We start from the raw sequence: 16,595 nt of genomic DNA, 5'->3' as shown, positions 1-16,595 counted from the left end.
ATCACGGCCAGACGCGCACCTGAAGGGCGAGCTGGACCAGCGCGATCGGGTTGAGGATCGTCGCCACGCTCGATCCCGCGAAGAGCAGCCCGACCGGGTTGTTCTGCAGGTCGAGCACCATCGAGCCGGAGTCGCCGCCGGCTGACATGTTGGTCGTGATGATCTGGTTGCAGAACTTCGCGACCTTGCCGCCGCCGTAGTTGACGTTCACCGTCGCCGCGATCGCGGTGACCCGGCCGGTGGTGAAGTTCGTGGTGCGGCCGGTCTTCTTGAGGAGCATCCCGACGGTTGCGGCCTTGGCGGCGGTGGCCGGGTAGCCGTTCCAGTAGATGTCGCGGTCGATCACATGGAACGGCACCTCCGCGACCGCGGCGTCCACGTGGTTGCACGTGCCGTCGAACCGGATCGGCACGAACCGGGCCAGCCGGCCGATCACGTCCGCCGGCGCCGTTCCACCGTCGAACGGGCCGGGCTGCAGGATCGGGTCGCCGATGCTGGCGTCGTTGGAGTTCGCGAGCACGTGGTTGTTGCTCAGGATGTAGTAGCGCGGCGGGATCCCCGGGAAGGTGCGCAGGTCGTACGCGCCCGCGCCGATCGTCCCCGCGGTGATCTTGTAGTGCCCGACGCTGAAACCCGGTCGAGCCGGACGGATCCGGGTCGCCAGGGTCTGGGCGTCGACCTCCTGGGTCTCCATGAGCTGCTGGCTGCCGCCGGCGAAGAGGTGCCCGACCTCGACGACGTCGGTCGGCGTGCCGTCGATCGTGTCCGGGACGGTGTCCGCGCTGCTGACCAGCTCGGCCGGCATCTTCTGGCTGACCAGCACCATCACGCTCGGCGTATCTGTCTGCTCGCCGCCCGTGATCTTGAAGCCGACCCCGACGCCGACCACGTTCTCCCTGCCGAGCAAGTCCTCCTCGGCCGACGACTTCGAGTCGGCCACGGCCGTGAGCTCATCGGGCACGGCGCCCGACTGTGCCATGAACAGATCTTCGTTGTTCATGATCATTCCCCCTGTGGGCGCCGGGTTCCGGACCTTCCAGAACGACAACCGAAGCCTCACTCTCGAGGAGTGGAAACGGCAGGCTCTGATACTCAGCAGCCCGGTCTCATGTGATCGTGGTCACACGATGATTCCGGGATTGAGGATCCCGGCCGGGTCGAGGGTGCCCTTGGCGGCGAGCAGTGCGGAGGCGAAGAGGTCCGGGCGCTGTCGGTCGTACCAGGGACGGTGGTCACGCCCGACGGCGTGGTGGTGGGTGATCGTGGCGCCGTGGGCGGTGAGTACCTCCGAGACCGCTGCCTTGATCTCGTCCCACTGGGCCACGCTGTCTCCCCAGCTCCCGGCGGCGTAGATGCCGTAGTAGGGCGCCGGTCCGTCCGGATAGACGTGGGTGAACCGGCAGGTGAGGATCCCGTTGCCGCCGCAGATGTCGGCGATCGCCTCCTGCGCCGTGGCCATGACAGCGGCGTGCAGTGCCTCGAACCGGTCCCAGGTGCAGGCCGTCTCGAAGGTCTCCAGGATCATCGAGCGCCGGGCGAGCGCGTCGCGCTGGTACGGCATCCGGATGAAGGTCGACTTCCATGCGCCTGCCGCGCCGCCGTCGGAGGCTCGGGCGGCACCCGCATCGGTGTTCTCGACCTTGCCCACGACGGTCCCGCCGTGGCCGGCCGCGATCTCGAGGGCTCGTGCGAGCCACGCGTCCACAGGATGGTCGGCAGACTCGAAGGCGAGGACGAGTAGACCGCCGGCGACCGCGGTGCCAGCGCTGAGGAAGGCCTCGCCGGAGTCGAGGAGGCGGCAGTTGGTCGGATACAGACCGGCCTGGGCGATGGCGCGGGTCCCGGCCACCGCCTTGCCGAAGTCGTCGAACGCGACCGAGACCGTCGACTTCCAGCGAGGGCGGTCCTGCAGCCTCATCCACGCCTCGGTGATCACGCCGAGCGCGCCTTCCGAGCCGAGGAACATCCGGTCCGGGGAGGGGCCGGCACCCGAGCCGGGAAGGCGCAGCGACTCGCTGACGCCGGCGGGCGTGACGACCCGGAGGCTCTCGGTGAGGTCGTCGATGTGGGTGTAGAGGGTCGCGAAGTGGCCGCCGGCGCGGGTCGCGAGCCACCCGCCGAGCGTGGAGAACTCGAACGACTGCGGAAAGTGGCGCAGCGTCAGCGAGTGCGGCCGCAGCTGGTCCTCGAGAGCCGGCCCGTAGACCCCGGCCTGGATCCGGGCCGCGCGGCTGGTCGTGTCGATCTCGAGCACCTGGTCGAGGCGCTCCATGTCGAGCGTGATGACCGGGCCGTCGAAGCGGGGCTCGACCCCTGCGACCACGGTGCTGCCACCGCCGTACGGCACCACGGCGATCGCGTCGCGGGTGCACCAGTCGAGCACATCGACGACGTCCTGCTCGGACCTCGGTCGTACGACGAGGTCCGGCACGTGGCCGACATCGCCGGCCAGGTTGCGGGCGACATCGCGGAACGACTTGCCCCGCGCATGGCCGAGCCGGTCAACGACGTCGTCCGAGGCCAGGCCCGCGAGCGCGGCCGGAGGGGAGACCCGGGACGCCGAGACCGGCAGGCTGCGCGGGTCCGGTGGCTCATGATCGGTGAGGTCGTGGCCGGGAACGAGTGACGCGACCCGGTCGACGAGCGCCTCGGCCTCTGCGCCGACGACGGCAGCCGCATTCGTACCCCAACCCCACCATGACCGGTCACTCATCCTGCGTCTCCTTCTCCAGCTTGCGTCAACGACGCTCTGACCGTATGGTCAATTGACCGATCGGTCAACACTCTCGAGGGGTAGGGGAACGGCATGGACCTTGCGGCGCGGGCGGCCGGTACGCCGAAGATTCCGAGGGGCGTCAGGGAGCAGCAGGTCCTCGACGCTGCGTCGTACGAATTCGGGAACCTCGGGTATGCCGGCGCCTCCCTCGCCGCGGTCGCGTCCAGGGTCGGGGTCAGCAAAGCGCTCGTGCTGAGCTACTTCGGCTCCAAGGAAAACCTCTACGTCTCATGCGTGCAGCGGGCGGGCGAGGGACTGATCGCAGCGATCGAAGAGGTCATCACCCAACCCCTGCCGCCCCAGCAGATGGCGGAGCAGACGCTCGCGGCGATGTTCGAAACCCTCGAGGCGAGGCCGCACGACTGGAACGTCATCAACGACCGGTCGCTCCCTCCCGGCAGCGCCGGCGCTGAGGCCGGTGCGGCCGTCCGGCGGACCATCGCCGAGCAGGCTCGCCGCGGGATCGACCGGCTCGGGGACCTGGACCTGCACGACCCCGACGACCTCGCCGTGCTCACCGAGGTGTGGATGAGCACCGTCACCGCCATCGTGAACTGGTGGCTCCGCCACCCCGATCGCAGCGCCGACGAGATGGCAGCCCGCAGCGCGAGGGTCATCGCCGCGGCGACCGGCAACCGCTGACCGCCGGGTCGGTCAGGTCCGGTTCGGGTCGCCTCGGGTGACGTCGACGTACTCGATCTGGATCGTCGAGAGATCGAGGCCGGGAGCCGGCCCGAGGAGGCCCTCGACGATCTCGAGGATCTGTGGGCGCAGGGTGTCGGCGAGCGGGTGGAGCTCGACGCCGTACCTGGCGACGAGGCGGATCTCGATGCCGGTCAGGCGGCTGTCGTCGAGGTGCAGGTCGATGGTGTCCGGCGCGTGGGTGGGGTGCTCCTGGAGCAGTCGGCGTAGCGCCGCGGTGACGACGTGTGCGGAGACGTACGTCTCGGAGCCCTGCTCATCGCGCGCCGGCGTGCCCTGCTCGGTGAAGGTGAGGATCGGCTCGGACGGGACGACGATCGCGCGTACGCGCGACATGATCGAGCCGGCCAGGTCGACCCAACCGGGGGGCTGCTCGGCACGGGCGGCGCGGATGGCGCGGCCGAGGGGGCTGGGATCTAGCGCCATCGGGCCATCCTCTCCGCGAGTGTGCGTCGTCCGCGGTACAGGTGTCCGCGGACGGCGCCGATCGGCATGGCCAGGGCGATGGAGATCTCCTCGTAACTCATCTCTTCGACCTCCCGCAACAGCCAGGTCGCCCTTTGATGCCACGGCAGTTCATTCAATGCTAGCTGCAACGCTTCCAGAAGCTCGGCGTCCAGAACAGACTGCAGCGGGTTGTCCGGAGCGGCCGGAGTCAGCCGCGACATCAGCCCGTCGTCGATGGGTGTCGCGCGTCGGTTGCGCTGGAGGTCGGCCGCGCGACGGTGCACGAGACGGATCAACCAGGTACGCAGGGAGGACCGCCCCGCGAAGCTCGACAGGCTCCGCCATGCCGAGACGAACGCCTCCTGGGTCGCCTCGGCAGCGTCGCTGGCGTCGCCGACCATGTGCAGGGCGTAGCGATACATGGCCGGGCCGTGACGATCCACGATCTCCCGGAACGCCTCGTGGTCGCCCAGGCGGGCGGCGCGCACCAGTGCCTCATCCGTCGCCAATGGCTCAGATGACGCCTGCGATTTCGACATTGCCCCCGAGTTCCTCGTCTGCTGCCACGCGAGGGGCAGAGTCTGGATAGGAGAGTTCTACCATCCCCAAGCAAAGAGATGTGATCCAGAACACACCGAAATTCCTGTGACACATCGGTCCGAGGCGGCGACTAACCAGCGTTAGAACGACCGAACACGATCAGGAAGGTGCCTCTCATGGCGCAGACGAAGTCGGAGACCACGAGCTTGTCGACCACGGGGACCGACGGTCAGCTGGACCGGACGGACTCGGGTGCTCTGGTGAGTGAGTACGGGCGTACCTCGATCGCCGACACGGTGGTCTCGAAGATCGCGGGGATCGCTGCTCGAGAGATCAGCGGCGTCCACGACCTCGGTGGCGGCGCGGCGCGTGCGGCCGGGGCGATCCGCGAGCGGATCCCGGGCTCGCGTACCAACATGGGCCAGGGCGTGGCGGTCGAGGTGGGGGAGCGGCAGGCAGCCGCCGACCTCGACATCGTCGCCGAGTACGGCACCTCGATCCCCGACCTCGCGACCGCGATCCGCCGCAACGTGAAGGCCTCGGTGGAGCGCATGACCGGCCTCGAGGTCACCGAGGTCAACATCACCGTGCACGACGTCTTCCTCGAGGACGAGGCCCGCGACTCGGACCCGGACGCCGGCCGGCGGGTGGAGTGACCGTGCAGGCCGACCCCGATCCACACGACGGCGCCGAGCCGGAAGTGGTGGACGTGGTGGCGGCGGCCGTGCTCGCGGTGCCCGGTGTCCATGACCTGCATGCCGGCGTCGCCGGGGAGGTGGCCACCTATCTCCCCGGCCGCCGGGTCAATGGGATCCGGATGCGTGAGCCCGGTTGCTCGGTCCACGTGGTCCTGCACTGGGGAGCACCCGTCATCGGCACGACCGACGCGGTGCGTGACGCGGTCCGGCCGTACGTCCCGGGCCCGGTGGACATCACGGTGGAGGACATCCTCCCGCCCGGCGGCACAGGCTCGGCTACGGCCTGACCGCTTCGACCTCTGAAGGAGAGAACACGTCATGACCAACTCGACACTAGGCCTGGTCGCCGGACTGTTGCTCACGATCGCGATCGTCACCGGGGGCCTCATCGGCCTGCTGCTGGCCATCGTGCTCGGCGGTGCCGGCTACCTCATCGGTGGCCACGTCGACGGCGAGCTCGACCTGGGCAGTCTGCTGCGAGGACGCCGTGATTGAGACCCCGACGCGTCCGATGCCGACCAGCGATGACGGCGCTCACGACCCCGACCCCGTCGAGGACCGGGGCACCCTGGATGTGCGCAACAAGGCACTCCAGCGGATCGTCGAGCACATCGTGCTGCACGTCCCGGGGACGGTGACCCACCGCAGCACGCTCGGCCGGATCACCGGTATGGCGCTGCCGAAGGCCGACATCACGGCCGAGGGCCGCGCCGTCCGGGTGAAGGTCGACATCGCGATGGCATGGCCCGGCAACATCTCCCAGGTCGCCACGGCAGTGCGGGACACCGTACGTCAGGAGGCGTTCCGCCTCTCGGGCATCCAGATCCGGAGCGTCGACGTCACTGTGCACGCGGTCGACCCGTCGGCCTCCGACGACACCAGCAGGAGGGTGGAATGAGCACGCCCACCGCCCCACGCGCCCAACCACGCCGCGCGCCGATCGCGGTCGCGACCGCCACCGCGCTGGCCCTCGTGCTGATCGCGGTCGCCGTGGTCGCGGTCCGGGACCTCGCGCTCAGCCAGGGGTGGGCGGCCGGCACGCCGCTGGTCCCCGACCTGGTCGAGGGCCTCGACGGCGCACGCGCGTCCGTCGGGCTGGCGATCGCCGGCGGGGTCGTCGCGCTCGTCGGGCTGGTGCTGCTCTGGCTCGGGCTCCGGCCCGGCCGGCGTACGCACCTGCGCGTCGCCGGCGATGCAGACCTGTGGCTCTCGCCCGGCGCGGTCGCGGCGATCGCCCAGGAGACCGCCGACCGGCTTCCCGGCGTGGTCTCGGCCGAGTCATCGCTCAGGTCACGGCGTCGCATCGTCGTCGACATCGTCGCGCAGGACGCGGCTGCTGTGGCCGAGCACGCGAGTGCCGTACTCGACGACCACGTCGGCCGACTGACCGGAGCCAGCATCAAGGTACGAGCCACGGAGGTTCCCCGATGACACCCCGCATGATCAGGATCGCCCGTGCCCTGACCCTGCTCGTGGCGATCCTTCTGGTCGCCCTGGGCCTGCTGATGGTCGACTGGCACTACCGCTGGGTCTTCGGCACCTACCCGACCGAGCTCTCCACGGGGCCTGCGCGGGATGTCGTGACAGCTGGCTGGTTCCCCTGGGCGCTCGCCGCGGCGGGCATCGTCCTGGGGCTCCTCGGCCTGATGTGGCTGCTGGCACACCTGCGCCGGCGCGGCCCCTCGACGCTGCGCCTCCGGACGAGCGACGAGACCGGTCGCGTCCAGGCCGATCTCCGCTCGGTCGCCGATACCTCCGGGGGTAGGCTCGAGAACATGGCCGCCCTCACCGGCGTCACCGGAACGGTCGTCACCATCCGGTCACGACCGGTGATCCTGCTGCGTGGACGGGTCGACCCCGTCGCCTCGACCGCGTCGATCACCGACGCCGCCGAGATCTGCACCCGCGACCTGGCAGCGGCGTTCCCCGACCAGGCGATCACCTGCCGGATCCTGGTCGACTCGCCGCGGCGCGGCAAGGCGCGGCAACAGTCCAACGTGCGCGTGCGCTGACCGCGCCCCTGAACCCCTCACCATCCATCACGACACAACCGAAGGAGACCGACGATGAGCATGATCAACAAGGCCAAGAACGCCGCCAAGGGGGCTCTCGGCAAGGCCAAGGTGGTTGCTGGGAAGACGACGAACGACCACTCCCTCAAGGCCGAGGGGAAGATGGATCGGACCAAGGCCTCGGCCAAGAACACCGTCGAGGACGTCAAGGACAAGTTCAAGAAGTAGTCCTCTCGATGCTCCTGATGACGGCGTGACCCGAGCGGGGGCGGGGTCACGCCGTCTCCAGGAGCATCGAGCAGTCCGTCCACCTCACCCGGAAGGTGTGGCTCCGCCCCGAGAGGCATCCGCTACAGCGACCTCACGCCGCCACACCGCGACGGCGACGGCGCCGAGCAGCACCGGCAGGCCCACGGTGAACACTCGCCACACGATCAGGCCGGCGACCGCCGCCGCCTCGACCTCGAGCCCGCCGGCCTCGACCAGCGCGGCGAGCACCAGTGCGTCGACGATGCCGATCCCCCAGAGGGGGAACACGGTGAACGGGAAGGCGAACAGGAAGGCGATCGCGATCCACACGAGGCCGACCTCGTCCGCTGAGATGCCGACGAAGCGAAGGCACAGCGTGAGCGCGGCGAGGTCGACGACGATCATGCCGACCTGGGAGAGCACGGCCAGGGGGAACCCGCTGTGGAACCGCTCGGCGATGTCGGCACGGAAGTTCTGGCAGGCGTCGGCCCAGCGATCCGGGTCGACCGTCCTTCGGAACCGGCGCACGATCAGCCCGGCCCGGGTTCCGACCGTGCGCGCGAGCCGGTCGCTGCGTACGACCATCAGAACGGTCACGAGGATGGCGACCGCGATCGCGATGCTGAGCAGCTCGATCCACCGGAGCGACGGGGACTCGCCGACGACGAGCAGCAGGATGAACCCGATGAGCGGGGCGGAGAATCTCGCTATGAAGAACGTAAGTGTGTTCATCACCGTGCCGGCGAGGCCTTTGGCCGGACTGACCCCCCACGACTTGAACATCGCGACCCGGAGCGCGACGTCGCTCGGCGGTGGCGCGATGAGCGACATCAGCGTCGCGCCGAGGTCGTTGATGGTGGCCCGGTAGAACGTCACGCCGCGGATGAAGAACCTCAGTGGCATCGCCAGCAGGATCTGACGAACCAGCACGACGACGAGCAGCACGATGGAATGCCACCAGCTGAGATGCGTCAGCGCGTCCCAGGCCGCGTCCCAGTCGACCCGCCCGACCAGGCGTACGACGGTGACGGCGCTGAGCACCGCCACGACCAGCAGGACGAAGCGCGTGATCCACGCGCGGCGTCCGGGGCGGGCGGTGCTGACGTCGGGGGTCTCCTGTGTGCTCACCGCACGGCCGCGATCGGCTCAGAACTCCACGGGATCACGGACGATCGGGCAGGTCATACAGTGTCCGCCACCGCGGCCCCGGCCGAGCTCGGCGCCCACGATGGTGACGACCTCGACCCCCGCCTTGCGCAGCAGCGTGTTGGTGAGGGTGTTGCGGTCGTACGTGAACACCACGCCGGGCTCGAGTGCGACCGCGTTGTTGCCGCTGTCCCACTGCTGCCGCTCGGACTGGTAGACGTCCCCGCCGGTGTCGATCACCTGGATCTCGGGCAACCCGAGCGCCTTGGCCACGACGTCGACGAAGGCCGCGTCGCCGTGGTCGATCACCTCGACCCCGGGCGACTTGTCGGAGGGCACCAGCGTGAACGTGTGCACCGCGTCCATGATCGTCGGATACAGCGTGACGATGTCGCGGTCGACGAAGGTGAAGACCGTGTCCAGGTGCATGGCAGCCCGCAGCTTCGGCATCCCGGCGACGATGACCTTCTCCGCGGCGCCCTGCTCGAAGAGCGCCTTGGCGACCTGGGTGATCGCCTGGCGAGAGGTGCGCTCGCTCATGCCGACGAGCACGACCCCGTTGCCGACCGGCATCACGTCGCCGCCCTCGAAGCTGGCTTGCCCCCAGTCCTGCTCGGGGTCGCCCCACCACACGGTCGAGCCGACGTAGTCGGGGTGGTGCTGGTAGATCGCCTTGTAGAGGAGCGTCTCGTCCTTGCGGGCCGGCCAGTAGAGCGGGTTCATGGTCAGCCCGCCGTACAGCCAGCAGGTCGTGTCCCGGGTGTAGAGCGTGTTCGGCAGTGGCGGCATCAGATACTCCCGGGCACCGGTTGACTCCCGCGCGAGGCTGACGTAGTCGGAGCGGAAGTCGCCGGGCAGGTCGTTGGTCGCGAGGCCGCCGATGAGGAACTCCGCCAGCTGTCGGTCCGAGACCGACTCGAGGTAGGTGCGGGTGTCGTCGACCAGCCCCAGGCCGACCTGGTTCGGCACGATCTTGCGGTCGAGGATCCAATCCTTGGCGCCGGCGACCGCGAGCGTCTGCGCCAGCAGGTCGTGCAGCTCGACGACCTCGACACCACGCTGGGTCAGCTTGTTCACGAAGTCGGCGTGGTCGCGTTGGGCGTTCTCGACCCACATCACGTCGTCGAAGAGCAGTTCGTCGTTGTTGCTGGGGGTGAGCCGGCGGTGGGCCAGGCCGGGTGCGCAGACGAGCACCTTCCTGAGCCTGCCGACCTCGGAGTGGACGCCGTACGCGGACTCCTGCTCGGACATGGGATGCCTTTCTGTTGAGGACGAGGTCAGAGGGAGATCCGGCCGGACAGCAGGCCGAGGACGGCGATCGCCGCTCCGATGAGGATCGCGCCGAACAGGGCGATCTCGGTGGGACTGAAGATCCGCCGGCCATGCTCGCTGCGGGCCTTGATGTACAGCAGCGACGCCGGCGCGAGGATCAGCGTCATCAGCAGCACGAACTTCAGCCCTGCAGCGTCGAAGAGGAAGATCGTGTACGCCGTCGCGATGCCGGCCACGATCGTCTCCTTGCGACGCACTCGGGCCGGCACCCCTTCGTACGCCTCGCCTGTCAGGCCGAGCTTGAGGGCGTACGCGGCGGCCAGCAGGTAGGGCAGGATCGCCAGGCTCGTGGCGAGATCCAGCATGAAGTTGAGCGCGTCGTTGACGAACAGCGTGAGGGCGAGGAGCGCCTGGACGCCCAGCGAGGTCACCACGAGCGCGGTGATCGGGGTGCCGTTGCGGTTCTCCTGGCCCAGGAAGGTGGGCATGTCGTCGGAGCGGGCCGGGATGTACATGACCTCCGCGGCCATCAGGGTCCAGGCGAGGTAGGCGCCCAGGACCGAGACGATCACCGCGACGCTGATGAACACCTCGCCCCAGTCGCCGACCACCGACTCGAAGACTCCGACCATCGACGGCTGCCGGGTGGCGGCCAGCTCCGGCTGCGGGACGACGGAGTAGCTGGACAGGGTGACGAGCGCGAAGATCGACAGCACGCTGAGGAAGCCCAGCACGGTCGCCTTCCCGACGTCCTCGCGCTTCTTGGCGTAGCGGGAGTAGACGCTGGCTCCTTCGATGCCGATGAAGACGAAGGTCGTGATCAGCATCGTGTTGCGGATCTGCTCGTCGAGGTTGCCGAGATCGCCGTAGCCGGTGGCGACCCAGTTGTCGGCGAAGACGCCGGCGTCGAAGGAGATGAAGAGCACCACGATGAACACCAGGATCGGCAGGACCTTGAAGATCGTGACGATCCGGTTGATCACCGCGGCGTCCCGGACGCCGCGCGCGATCAGATAGTGGAAGAGCCACACCCCCAGCGTCGAGAGCGCGACCGCGAGCACGGTGTCGCCGTCACCGAACCCCTCGAAGAACGCGCCGATGGTGGCGCCGATGAAGACCCAGTAGAAGGTGTTGCCGGCGATGGAACTGGCCCAGAAGCCGATCGCGGAGTTGAAGCCCGCGTAGTCGCCGAAGCCGGCCTTGGCGTAGATGAAGACCCCGGAGTCGAGCTCGGGCTTGCGGATCGCGAGGCTCTGGAAGACGAACGCCAGCATGAGCATCCCGGCGCCCGCGATCGCCCAGGCGATCAGCGAGCCGAGGATGCCGGTGGCGACCCCGAACCGGGCCGGCAGGGAGAAGACGCCGGCGCCGACCATCCCACCCACGACCATCGCGGTCAGGGTGGGGAGACTCATCTTCGCTGCAGCGGGGGCCTCGGTGGTGGCAGCGTCAGAACTCATGCCCTTGATCTGATGTCCGATCCGATCCGTCCACCTCACCCGGAACGTGTGATCCGCCCCGCCCCGTCTGCGACGACCCTGGGATGGTCCTGTGAAGGGAGACAACGATGGGCTTTCGTGACCGACGCGAGAAACGCCAAGAGGAACGTGAGGCTTTCGGGCGCGGCGGGAGCGCCAGCCGCTTCCAGATGCGCCAGAAGATGATTTCGATCGGTGACGACTACTGGATCGAGAACGAGGACGGCGACCGGGTCTTCCACGTCGATGGCAAGGCGTTGCGGCTGCGCGACACGTTCGATCTCGAGGACGCCAACGGCAACAAGATCTGCCGTATCCAGACCAGGGTCCTGCACATCCGGGACTCGATGGCGATCGAGGACGCCGACGGCGAGAAGCTAGCCCTCGTGCACAAGGCCCTCATCTCGCCGCTGCGTGAACGCTGGAAGGTCGACCGCGAGCAGGGTGAGGACTGGACGGTCCAGGGCAACATCGTCGACCACGAATACGACATCGAGGCCGACGGCCGCAAGATCGCCGAGGTGTCCAAGAAGTGGTTCCGCGTCCGGGACACCTACGGTGTCGAGGTCGCACCCGGCGAAGAACCAGCGCTCATCCTGGCCGTGACCGTAGCGGTCGATGCGATGGTCCATCCTGCGAAGTGACGCGGTCGACGTGCTGCGAGGGCAGCTGCGAGCGCCGTTCGCAGCGACGGCCGGCACGGTGGTGCTTCTCTGGGCGTCGCTGACCCCTTCACTGATGCCGCGGACGGCGCTCTTCCAGGCGCTGCTCACCGCGCTGTGCATGCTGGCGGGGTACGGCGCGGGCGCGTTGGCCGGGTGGCTGGTCCGCAGCTGCGGTGGCCGTTTGGCGGGCCGGGCGAGGGTGGTCTCGTGGCGGATTCTCGCCGGCGTTGCCGGCGTCGGCACCCTGATCGTGCTGGGGCTGTCGTTGCGGTGGGAGAACGAGGTACGCGACCTGGTCGGGGTCGAGCGGGTGGGCTTCTGGCACCTCGTGCTGACCGTGCTGTTCACCGCGGTCCTGTTCGCGCTGCTGCTCGGGCTGTCGCGGGGGATCAGGGCGCTGGGCGGCTCGATCGGCCGGTTCGTCGGCCGCTTCCTTCCCGCTGCCGCGTCGACCGTGATCGGCGGCCTGATCGCTGCGGTCCTGATCTATGAGCTGGCGATCGGGGTGGGCGGCAACCGGCTGCTGGGAGCACTCGACTCGAGCTTCGCCACGATCAACGAGGAGTTCACCACCGGCGTACCCGCGCCCACGACGCCCGAGCTCACGGCCGGCCCGGCCTCGTCCCAGGAATGGGAGGACCTGGGTCGCCAGGGACGGGTCTTCATCGCGAGCGCGCCGACAGCGGAGGACATCGGCGAGTTCACCCAGGAGCCTGCCGAGCAGCCGGTGCGGGCCTACATCGGGGCCGGCGAGGAAGGCGTCCACATCCGCGACGAGGCGCAGGCCGCGGTGGCCGAGCTCGACGCGCTCGGCGGGTTCGACCGCGCGGTGATCAACGTGGTCACCGGCACGGGCAGAGGCTGGATCAACGAGAACCAGGCCCAGGCGCTGGAGTTCATGTGGGGTGGCGACGCGGCGACGGTCAGCCTGCAGTACTCCTACCTCCCGAGCTGGATGTCCTTCGTCCTGGACCGCCAGCGCGCGCAGGACGCCGGCCTGGCGCTCTTCGACGCCGTCTACGGACGCTGGCTGGAGATCCCAGAGGCCGAGCGCCCGCTGCTGGTGGTGAGCGGGGAGAGCCTGGGCAGCTTCGGTGGTGAGGCCGCCTTCAGCGGGGCCCAGGATCTCGCGACCCGCACCGACGGCGCCCTGTTCGTGGGCCCGACCGCCGACAACCGGCTCTGGAACCGGTTCACCGAGGAACGCGAGCCGGGCACCCCGCAGGTGCTGCCCATCCTGGACGACGGCGAGATCGTACGCTTCGCCGACCGGCCCGAGCAGTGGGAGCTGCCCGGCGCCTGGGACGGCACCCGGATCGGCTATCTCCAGCACGCGAACGACCCGATCACCTGGTGGTCGCCGTCGCTGGCCCTGGAGCGCCCCGACTGGCTGGAGGAGGAACGCGGCCGCGGCGTCTCCCCGAACGTACGTTGGATCCCCGGGGTGACGATGCTGCAGCTGGGTGTCGACCAGCTCTCCGCCAACTCGGTGCCCCGCGGGCAGGGCCACGAGTTCGGCACCGCACCGGTGTACGCCTGGGCCGCGATCCTGCCGCCCCCGGGATGGACCGATCAGCGCACGGACGAGCTCGCCGCGGTGATCGGCGACCGGGTGTGGCTGAGGTGAGCCGTGGCGTTGCCAGGTCTCCTGGTCAGACCTGAGGAAGTCGGTTCAGGACTGCACGTAGTGGCGCCCATCGGTCGCGACCTCGGCGAGTCACGGCATAAGCGCGCAGTCGCACTCTGGGGTCGGTCAAGGGCCGCACCGTGACGCCACGGCGGGAGGTGCGTCCTCGCGGCAACAACGCGAGTCCGTGACCGGCGAGGATGAGGTCGTCCACGAGTTCCAGGGCGTCGACTCGGTGGACGACTCGGGGCGTGAATCCCGCCATCGACGCCAGCGTGCGCAGCACCTCCTCGTCGGCGGTGTGACGCGAGTTCACGATCCAGTCTCGGTCGGCATAGGTCGCGAGCGGAGCACGCGGCTCGTGCGACCGCACTCCGAGGCCCCATTCGACCTCCCACAGCGCCACGGTGTCGTGGTCGCTGCGCCAGGAGGCGGGGGCGACGTTGTAGTCATAGACAAGAGCAAGATCGATGTCGTCGCGCGCCAGCAGGGCCAGAGCCTCTGGCGGCTCGTGCTCGTGCACCCGCACCTCGAGCCCGGGGTGAGCGTGCCGGAGACCGTCGATCGCGGGCATGAGGGAGCGCCGGATCGCGGTCGCGAACCCGGCCACCCTGAGCACGCCGACCGGCTCCGCGTCCGGGTCGAGGTCGAGACGAGCGGCATCGACCGCCGCCAGGATGGTGACGGCGTGTTCGGCAAGACGGTGGCCCGCCGGAGTGAGGCGTACGCGCCGACCATCCGGCTCGATGAGGTCTGTGCCGACGTCCCGCGCGAGCGCCGCGATGGCCTGGGACACGCTGGACGTACTGGTGCCGATCTCGGCGGCGACCTCGTGCATCGAGCCGAGACGAGAGAGTTCCAGCAACATCCGGAGCCGACGTACGTCCACGGGATTCATTGTTTCGGATTTGCGAACGTAATGTCCAGAAATGTCACGTGGACACGAACGGATCTCATCGGGTCGACTGGATGGCATGACCACCACAGCTCCCCACTCCGCCCGTGCCGGCGCCTCCATGGCAATGGCGGCCATGCTCTGCGTACAACTGGGTCTCGCGGCGTCGGTGGGCCTGATCGACCAGCTCGGTGCGGCGGGTGTCGCCTGGCTGCGCCTGTTCTGGGCGGCTCTGCTGCTTCTCGTCCTCGTCCGGCCGCGTCCCTCGGCGTTCGGGCGCGAGACGCTGCTGGCCGGCGTCGCTCTCGGCGTGGTCACCTCCGGCCTGACCCTGCTCTTCATGGCGGCTCTGACCCGGCTTCCGCTCGGCACGGCCGCCGCGCTGGAGTTCCTCGGGCCACTCGGGGTGGCCGTCGTTCGCAGTCGCGGCATCGCCCGGGCGTGGGCGCTCGTGGCGGCCGGTGGGGTGATGTGCCTGACCCAACCGTGGGATGGCACCGTCGACGTGGTGGGGGTGGCCTTCGCCCTGGGCGCGGCCGCGTGCTGGGCGTGCTACATCTTGCTGACCCAGCGGGTCGGCGACGCGGTCAGCGGCATCGGCGGCCTCGCGATCTCCATGCCGGTCGCGGCGGTCGTCGCCAGCATCGTGGTCGGCCCCGGCATCGTGGGACGACTCACGCCGGAGCTGGTGCTCGCCGGCCTGGGGTTGGCCCTTCTGGTGCCGGTGGTGCCGTTCGCCCTGGAGATGCTGGCGCTACGTCGCCTCACCGCCGGCGCCTTCGGGACGTTCATGGCGCTCGAGCCGGCGCTCGCGCTGGTGATCGGGTTCGTCGCTCTCCATCAGGTGCCCAACCTCATCGCTGTGCTCGGGATCGGTCTCGTGGTCGCGGCCGGCGTCGGAGCAGAGCGTGCCGGAGGCCGCAGTCCGTCTGGCCCGGCTGACGAGACTCCGCACAGCGCCGCGGAGACGACGCTCCTGTGCGGCTAGTCCCGCCTTCGCGCTCAGCCCTGGCTGATCAGGCTCTGGGCGACGGTGCGTACGCGGTCGATGGGGACGGCGAAGCCGATGCCGATGTTACCGCTGGGCCCGCCGAGGGTGGCGATGGAGGTGTTGATCCCGACGACGCGGCCTTGGAGGTCGACCAGCGGGCCGCCGGAGTTGCCGGGATTGATGGCGGCGTCGGTCTGGATCATCTCGGGCCTCGATCCGGAGGAGCGGTGGGGCGAGCTGACGATGCCGGAGGTGACGGTGCCGTTGAGGCCGAGGGGCGAACCGACGGCGATCACGGGCTGTCCGATCCGGAGGTTGCCGCTCTGACCGATGGTGGCGGCGCGTACGGCATTGGGGTTGGTGGCGATCACCGCGATGTCGTTGCGCTCGTCGCTGCCGATGACGCGGCCCGAGGTGGTGCTGCCGTCGGCCAGCACCAGGCTCACCGAGTCGGAGCCCTGGACGACGTGGGCGTTGGTGACCACGTGGCCGACACCGTCGATGGCGACCCCGGAACCGGTGCCGCGGCCGGCACGGACCTGCACCACGCTGGGCAGGATGCGCTGGGCGGCGGCCTCGGTGGCGTTGGTCGGCGCGCCTCCCTGGGCGTCTGGGGCTGGCGCCGCGATGGTGCCGGCGGTGGGCTGTCGGTCGGGGGAAATGAGGGCGATCGCGCCGCTGGTCGCCGCTCCCGCGACGACGGCCGCCGCAAGGGTGAGCGTGACGGTGCGCGTACGTCGTGGGCGCCTGGCCAGCGCGGCGGGCGGCTCCGAGGGAGTGCCGGTCGGCCGGCCCTGTGGAGAGCCCGCCCCGGGGGATCCGGGTTGGGCGACCAGCCGCACCCTGCCGTAGCGGTCACGCACCACACGTCGTGCCGGAGGGGGTGCCGACAGGGGGGTCGGGCTCGGCGCGGACAGTGGCGTCGGCGGGGGTGCGACTGGTCGGATCGGGGGTGGTGGTGCGGGCTGGAGCGGGCGGAGGGCGCGGGCGGGCGGCGCCGAGATGGTCCACTGCTGCGGGCCGGTGGGTCGGCCGAGGCCGGGCCCGGGCGATGCGGTGTCGTTCACGAGAGTGCCTTCCTGTCCTGGATCTCGGGG

The 16,595-nt window shown here is 69.6% G+C and carries 20 protein-coding genes; 11 read left to right on the top strand and 9 right to left on the bottom strand.

Annotated features, from left to right (window positions below; all coding sequences use genetic code 11):
- Position 1: 1 nt before the first annotated feature.
- Both AB0F44_RS23135 and AB0F44_RS23130 read right to left on the bottom strand, forming a co-directional pair.
- Positions 2 to 1,000, bottom strand: coding sequence for a serine protease (locus tag AB0F44_RS23135; protein WP_357359016.1), 999 nt, complete (start codon positions 998 to 1,000; stop codon positions 2 to 4).
- Between the two features lie 120 nt (positions 1,001 to 1,120).
- A complete protein-coding gene (locus AB0F44_RS23130) occupies positions 1,121 to 2,713 on the bottom strand; it encodes an FAD-binding oxidoreductase (protein ID WP_357359015.1) in 1,593 nt (530 codons plus the stop codon).
- Positions 2,714 to 2,806: 93 nt separating this feature from the next.
- On the opposite strand from AB0F44_RS23130, the gene AB0F44_RS23125 reads away from it, so the two are divergent.
- Positions 2,807 to 3,418, top strand: a complete 612-nt coding sequence (locus tag AB0F44_RS23125) for a TetR/AcrR family transcriptional regulator (RefSeq protein ID WP_357359014.1) — start codon at positions 2,807 to 2,809, stop codon at positions 3,416 to 3,418.
- Positions 3,419 to 3,430: 12 nt separating this feature from the next.
- On the opposite strand, the gene AB0F44_RS23120 is transcribed toward AB0F44_RS23125, so the two are convergent.
- Positions 3,431 to 3,904: a hypothetical protein gene (locus AB0F44_RS23120; RefSeq protein ID WP_357359013.1), complete on the bottom strand. Its 474-nt coding sequence runs from the start codon at positions 3,902 to 3,904 to the stop codon at positions 3,431 to 3,433.
- On the bottom strand, positions 3,895 to 4,464 hold the full coding sequence (locus tag AB0F44_RS23115) for an RNA polymerase sigma factor (RefSeq protein WP_350666371.1): 570 nt from the start codon (positions 4,462 to 4,464) through the stop codon (positions 3,895 to 3,897). Before AB0F44_RS23115 ends, AB0F44_RS23120 begins: the two co-directional genes overlap by 10 nt.
- A 177-nt stretch (positions 4,465 to 4,641) precedes the next feature.
- On the opposite strand from AB0F44_RS23115, the gene AB0F44_RS23110 reads away from it, so the two are divergent.
- The 7 genes from AB0F44_RS23110 to AB0F44_RS23080 are packed head-to-tail and all read left to right on the top strand — an operon-like array spanning position 4,642 to position 7,403.
- Positions 4,642 to 5,121 (top strand): Asp23/Gls24 family envelope stress response protein, encoded by a 480-nt coding sequence (locus tag AB0F44_RS23110; RefSeq protein ID WP_357359012.1) that lies wholly within the window; start codon positions 4,642 to 4,644, stop codon positions 5,119 to 5,121.
- A 2-nt stretch (positions 5,122 to 5,123) separates the two neighbouring features.
- Positions 5,124 to 5,450 (top strand): hypothetical protein, encoded by a 327-nt coding sequence (locus tag AB0F44_RS23105; protein WP_357359011.1) that lies wholly within the window; start codon positions 5,124 to 5,126, stop codon positions 5,448 to 5,450.
- Positions 5,451 to 5,481: 31 nt separating this feature from the next.
- A complete protein-coding gene (locus tag AB0F44_RS23100) occupies positions 5,482 to 5,658 on the top strand; it encodes a DUF2273 domain-containing protein (RefSeq protein ID WP_357359010.1) in 177 nt (58 codons plus the stop codon).
- Positions 5,651 to 6,061 carry an Asp23/Gls24 family envelope stress response protein gene (locus tag AB0F44_RS23095; protein ID WP_357359009.1) on the top strand — a complete coding sequence of 137 codons (411 nt, stop codon included), beginning with the start codon at positions 5,651 to 5,653 and terminating at the stop codon, positions 6,059 to 6,061. Before AB0F44_RS23100 ends, AB0F44_RS23095 begins: the two co-directional genes overlap by 8 nt.
- Positions 6,058 to 6,594 carry a DUF6286 domain-containing protein gene (locus AB0F44_RS23090; RefSeq protein ID WP_357359008.1) on the top strand — a complete coding sequence of 179 codons (537 nt, stop codon included), beginning with the start codon at positions 6,058 to 6,060 and terminating at the stop codon, positions 6,592 to 6,594. Before AB0F44_RS23095 ends, AB0F44_RS23090 begins: the two co-directional genes overlap by 4 nt.
- The gene (locus tag AB0F44_RS23085) at positions 6,591 to 7,175 is read left to right on the top strand and encodes a hypothetical protein (protein ID WP_357359007.1); all 585 of its coding nucleotides are present in this window, start codon (positions 6,591 to 6,593) and stop codon (positions 7,173 to 7,175) included. Before AB0F44_RS23090 ends, AB0F44_RS23085 begins: the two co-directional genes overlap by 4 nt.
- A gap of 54 nt (positions 7,176 to 7,229) precedes the next feature.
- Positions 7,230 to 7,403, top strand: a complete 174-nt coding sequence (locus AB0F44_RS23080) for a CsbD family protein (protein WP_357359006.1) — start codon at positions 7,230 to 7,232, stop codon at positions 7,401 to 7,403.
- 84 nt (positions 7,404 to 7,487) lie between these two features.
- Here AB0F44_RS23080 and AB0F44_RS23075 read toward each other — a convergent pair whose 3' ends face one another.
- From AB0F44_RS23075 to AB0F44_RS23065, 3 genes are read right to left on the bottom strand one after another with little or no spacing between them, the layout of a single operon-like run.
- Entirely contained in the window at positions 7,488 to 8,552 is a 1,065-nt protein-coding gene (locus tag AB0F44_RS23075; protein ID WP_357359005.1) for a lysylphosphatidylglycerol synthase domain-containing protein, read from the bottom strand.
- An 18-nt stretch (positions 8,553 to 8,570) separates the two neighbouring features.
- Complete coding sequence (locus tag AB0F44_RS23070) at positions 8,571 to 9,821, bottom strand: arginine deiminase (protein ID WP_357359004.1); 1,251 nt, start codon at positions 9,819 to 9,821, stop codon at positions 8,571 to 8,573.
- A 26-nt stretch (positions 9,822 to 9,847) separates the two neighbouring features.
- Positions 9,848 to 11,302 carry a basic amino acid/polyamine antiporter gene (locus tag AB0F44_RS23065; RefSeq protein ID WP_357359003.1) on the bottom strand — a complete coding sequence of 485 codons (1,455 nt, stop codon included), beginning with the start codon at positions 11,300 to 11,302 and terminating at the stop codon, positions 9,848 to 9,850.
- Positions 11,303 to 11,490: 188 nt separating this feature from the next.
- On the opposite strand from AB0F44_RS23065, the gene AB0F44_RS23060 reads away from it, so the two are divergent.
- Both AB0F44_RS23060 and AB0F44_RS23055 read left to right on the top strand, forming a co-directional pair.
- Complete coding sequence (locus AB0F44_RS23060) at positions 11,491 to 11,964, top strand: LURP-one-related family protein (protein WP_357359002.1); 474 nt, start codon at positions 11,491 to 11,493, stop codon at positions 11,962 to 11,964.
- Positions 11,939 to 13,612 carry an alpha/beta-hydrolase family protein gene (locus AB0F44_RS23055; RefSeq protein ID WP_357359001.1) on the top strand — a complete coding sequence of 558 codons (1,674 nt, stop codon included), beginning with the start codon at positions 11,939 to 11,941 and terminating at the stop codon, positions 13,610 to 13,612. The genes AB0F44_RS23060 and AB0F44_RS23055 overlap by 26 nt, the downstream gene beginning before the upstream one ends.
- A 25-nt stretch (positions 13,613 to 13,637) precedes the next feature.
- Here AB0F44_RS23055 and AB0F44_RS23050 read toward each other — a convergent pair whose 3' ends face one another.
- Positions 13,638 to 14,501 carry a LysR family transcriptional regulator gene (locus tag AB0F44_RS23050; RefSeq protein WP_357359000.1) on the bottom strand — a complete coding sequence of 288 codons (864 nt, stop codon included), beginning with the start codon at positions 14,499 to 14,501 and terminating at the stop codon, positions 13,638 to 13,640.
- 85 nt (positions 14,502 to 14,586) lie between these two features.
- On the opposite strand from AB0F44_RS23050, the gene AB0F44_RS23045 reads away from it, so the two are divergent.
- Complete coding sequence (locus tag AB0F44_RS23045) at positions 14,587 to 15,495, top strand: EamA family transporter (protein WP_357358999.1); 909 nt, start codon at positions 14,587 to 14,589, stop codon at positions 15,493 to 15,495.
- 14 nt (positions 15,496 to 15,509) lie between these two features.
- Here AB0F44_RS23045 and AB0F44_RS23040 read toward each other — a convergent pair whose 3' ends face one another.
- Positions 15,510 to 16,565 (bottom strand): trypsin-like peptidase domain-containing protein, encoded by a 1,056-nt coding sequence (locus tag AB0F44_RS23040; protein WP_357358998.1) that lies wholly within the window; start codon positions 16,563 to 16,565, stop codon positions 15,510 to 15,512.
- Between the last annotated feature and the right edge of the window lie 30 nt (positions 16,566 to 16,595).

Source organism: Nocardioides sp. NPDC023903, from assembly GCF_040639295.1.
Lineage (GTDB): Bacteria > Actinomycetota > Actinomycetes > Propionibacteriales > Nocardioidaceae > Nocardioides.
This window is presented reverse-complemented; position numbering and strand designations above follow the sequence as displayed.

What these genes read in the sequence shown, in the direction of transcription:
- AB0F44_RS23135 (WP_357359016.1), bottom strand. Translation starts at nt 1,000, where the DNA reads ATGAACAACGAAGATCTGTTCATGGCACAGTCGGGCGCCGTGCCCGAT.
- AB0F44_RS23130 (WP_357359015.1), bottom strand. Translation starts at nt 2,713, where the DNA reads ATGAGTGACCGGTCATGGTGGGGTTGGGGTACGAATGCGGCTGCCGTC.
- AB0F44_RS23125 (WP_357359014.1), top strand. Translation starts at nt 2,807, where the DNA reads ATGGACCTTGCGGCGCGGGCGGCCGGTACGCCGAAGATTCCGAGGGGC.
- AB0F44_RS23120 (WP_357359013.1), bottom strand. Translation starts at nt 3,904, where the DNA reads ATGGCGCTAGATCCCAGCCCCCTCGGCCGCGCCATCCGCGCCGCCCGT.
- AB0F44_RS23115 (WP_350666371.1), bottom strand. Translation starts at nt 4,464, where the DNA reads ATGTCGAAATCGCAGGCGTCATCTGAGCCATTGGCGACGGATGAGGCA.
- AB0F44_RS23110 (WP_357359012.1), top strand. Translation starts at nt 4,642, where the DNA reads ATGGCGCAGACGAAGTCGGAGACCACGAGCTTGTCGACCACGGGGACC.
- AB0F44_RS23100 (WP_357359010.1), top strand. Translation starts at nt 5,482, where the DNA reads ATGACCAACTCGACACTAGGCCTGGTCGCCGGACTGTTGCTCACGATC.
- AB0F44_RS23090 (WP_357359008.1), top strand. Translation starts at nt 6,058, where the DNA reads ATGAGCACGCCCACCGCCCCACGCGCCCAACCACGCCGCGCGCCGATC.
- AB0F44_RS23085 (WP_357359007.1), top strand. Translation starts at nt 6,591, where the DNA reads ATGACACCCCGCATGATCAGGATCGCCCGTGCCCTGACCCTGCTCGTG.
- AB0F44_RS23080 (WP_357359006.1), top strand. Translation starts at nt 7,230, where the DNA reads ATGAGCATGATCAACAAGGCCAAGAACGCCGCCAAGGGGGCTCTCGGC.
- AB0F44_RS23070 (WP_357359004.1), bottom strand. Translation starts at nt 9,821, where the DNA reads ATGTCCGAGCAGGAGTCCGCGTACGGCGTCCACTCCGAGGTCGGCAGG.
- AB0F44_RS23065 (WP_357359003.1), bottom strand. Translation starts at nt 11,302, where the DNA reads ATGAGTTCTGACGCTGCCACCACCGAGGCCCCCGCTGCAGCGAAGATG.
- AB0F44_RS23060 (WP_357359002.1), top strand. Translation starts at nt 11,491, where the DNA reads ATGCGCCAGAAGATGATTTCGATCGGTGACGACTACTGGATCGAGAAC.
- AB0F44_RS23055 (WP_357359001.1), top strand. Translation starts at nt 11,939, where the DNA reads ATGCGATGGTCCATCCTGCGAAGTGACGCGGTCGACGTGCTGCGAGGG.
- AB0F44_RS23045 (WP_357358999.1), top strand. Translation starts at nt 14,587, where the DNA reads ATGACCACCACAGCTCCCCACTCCGCCCGTGCCGGCGCCTCCATGGCA.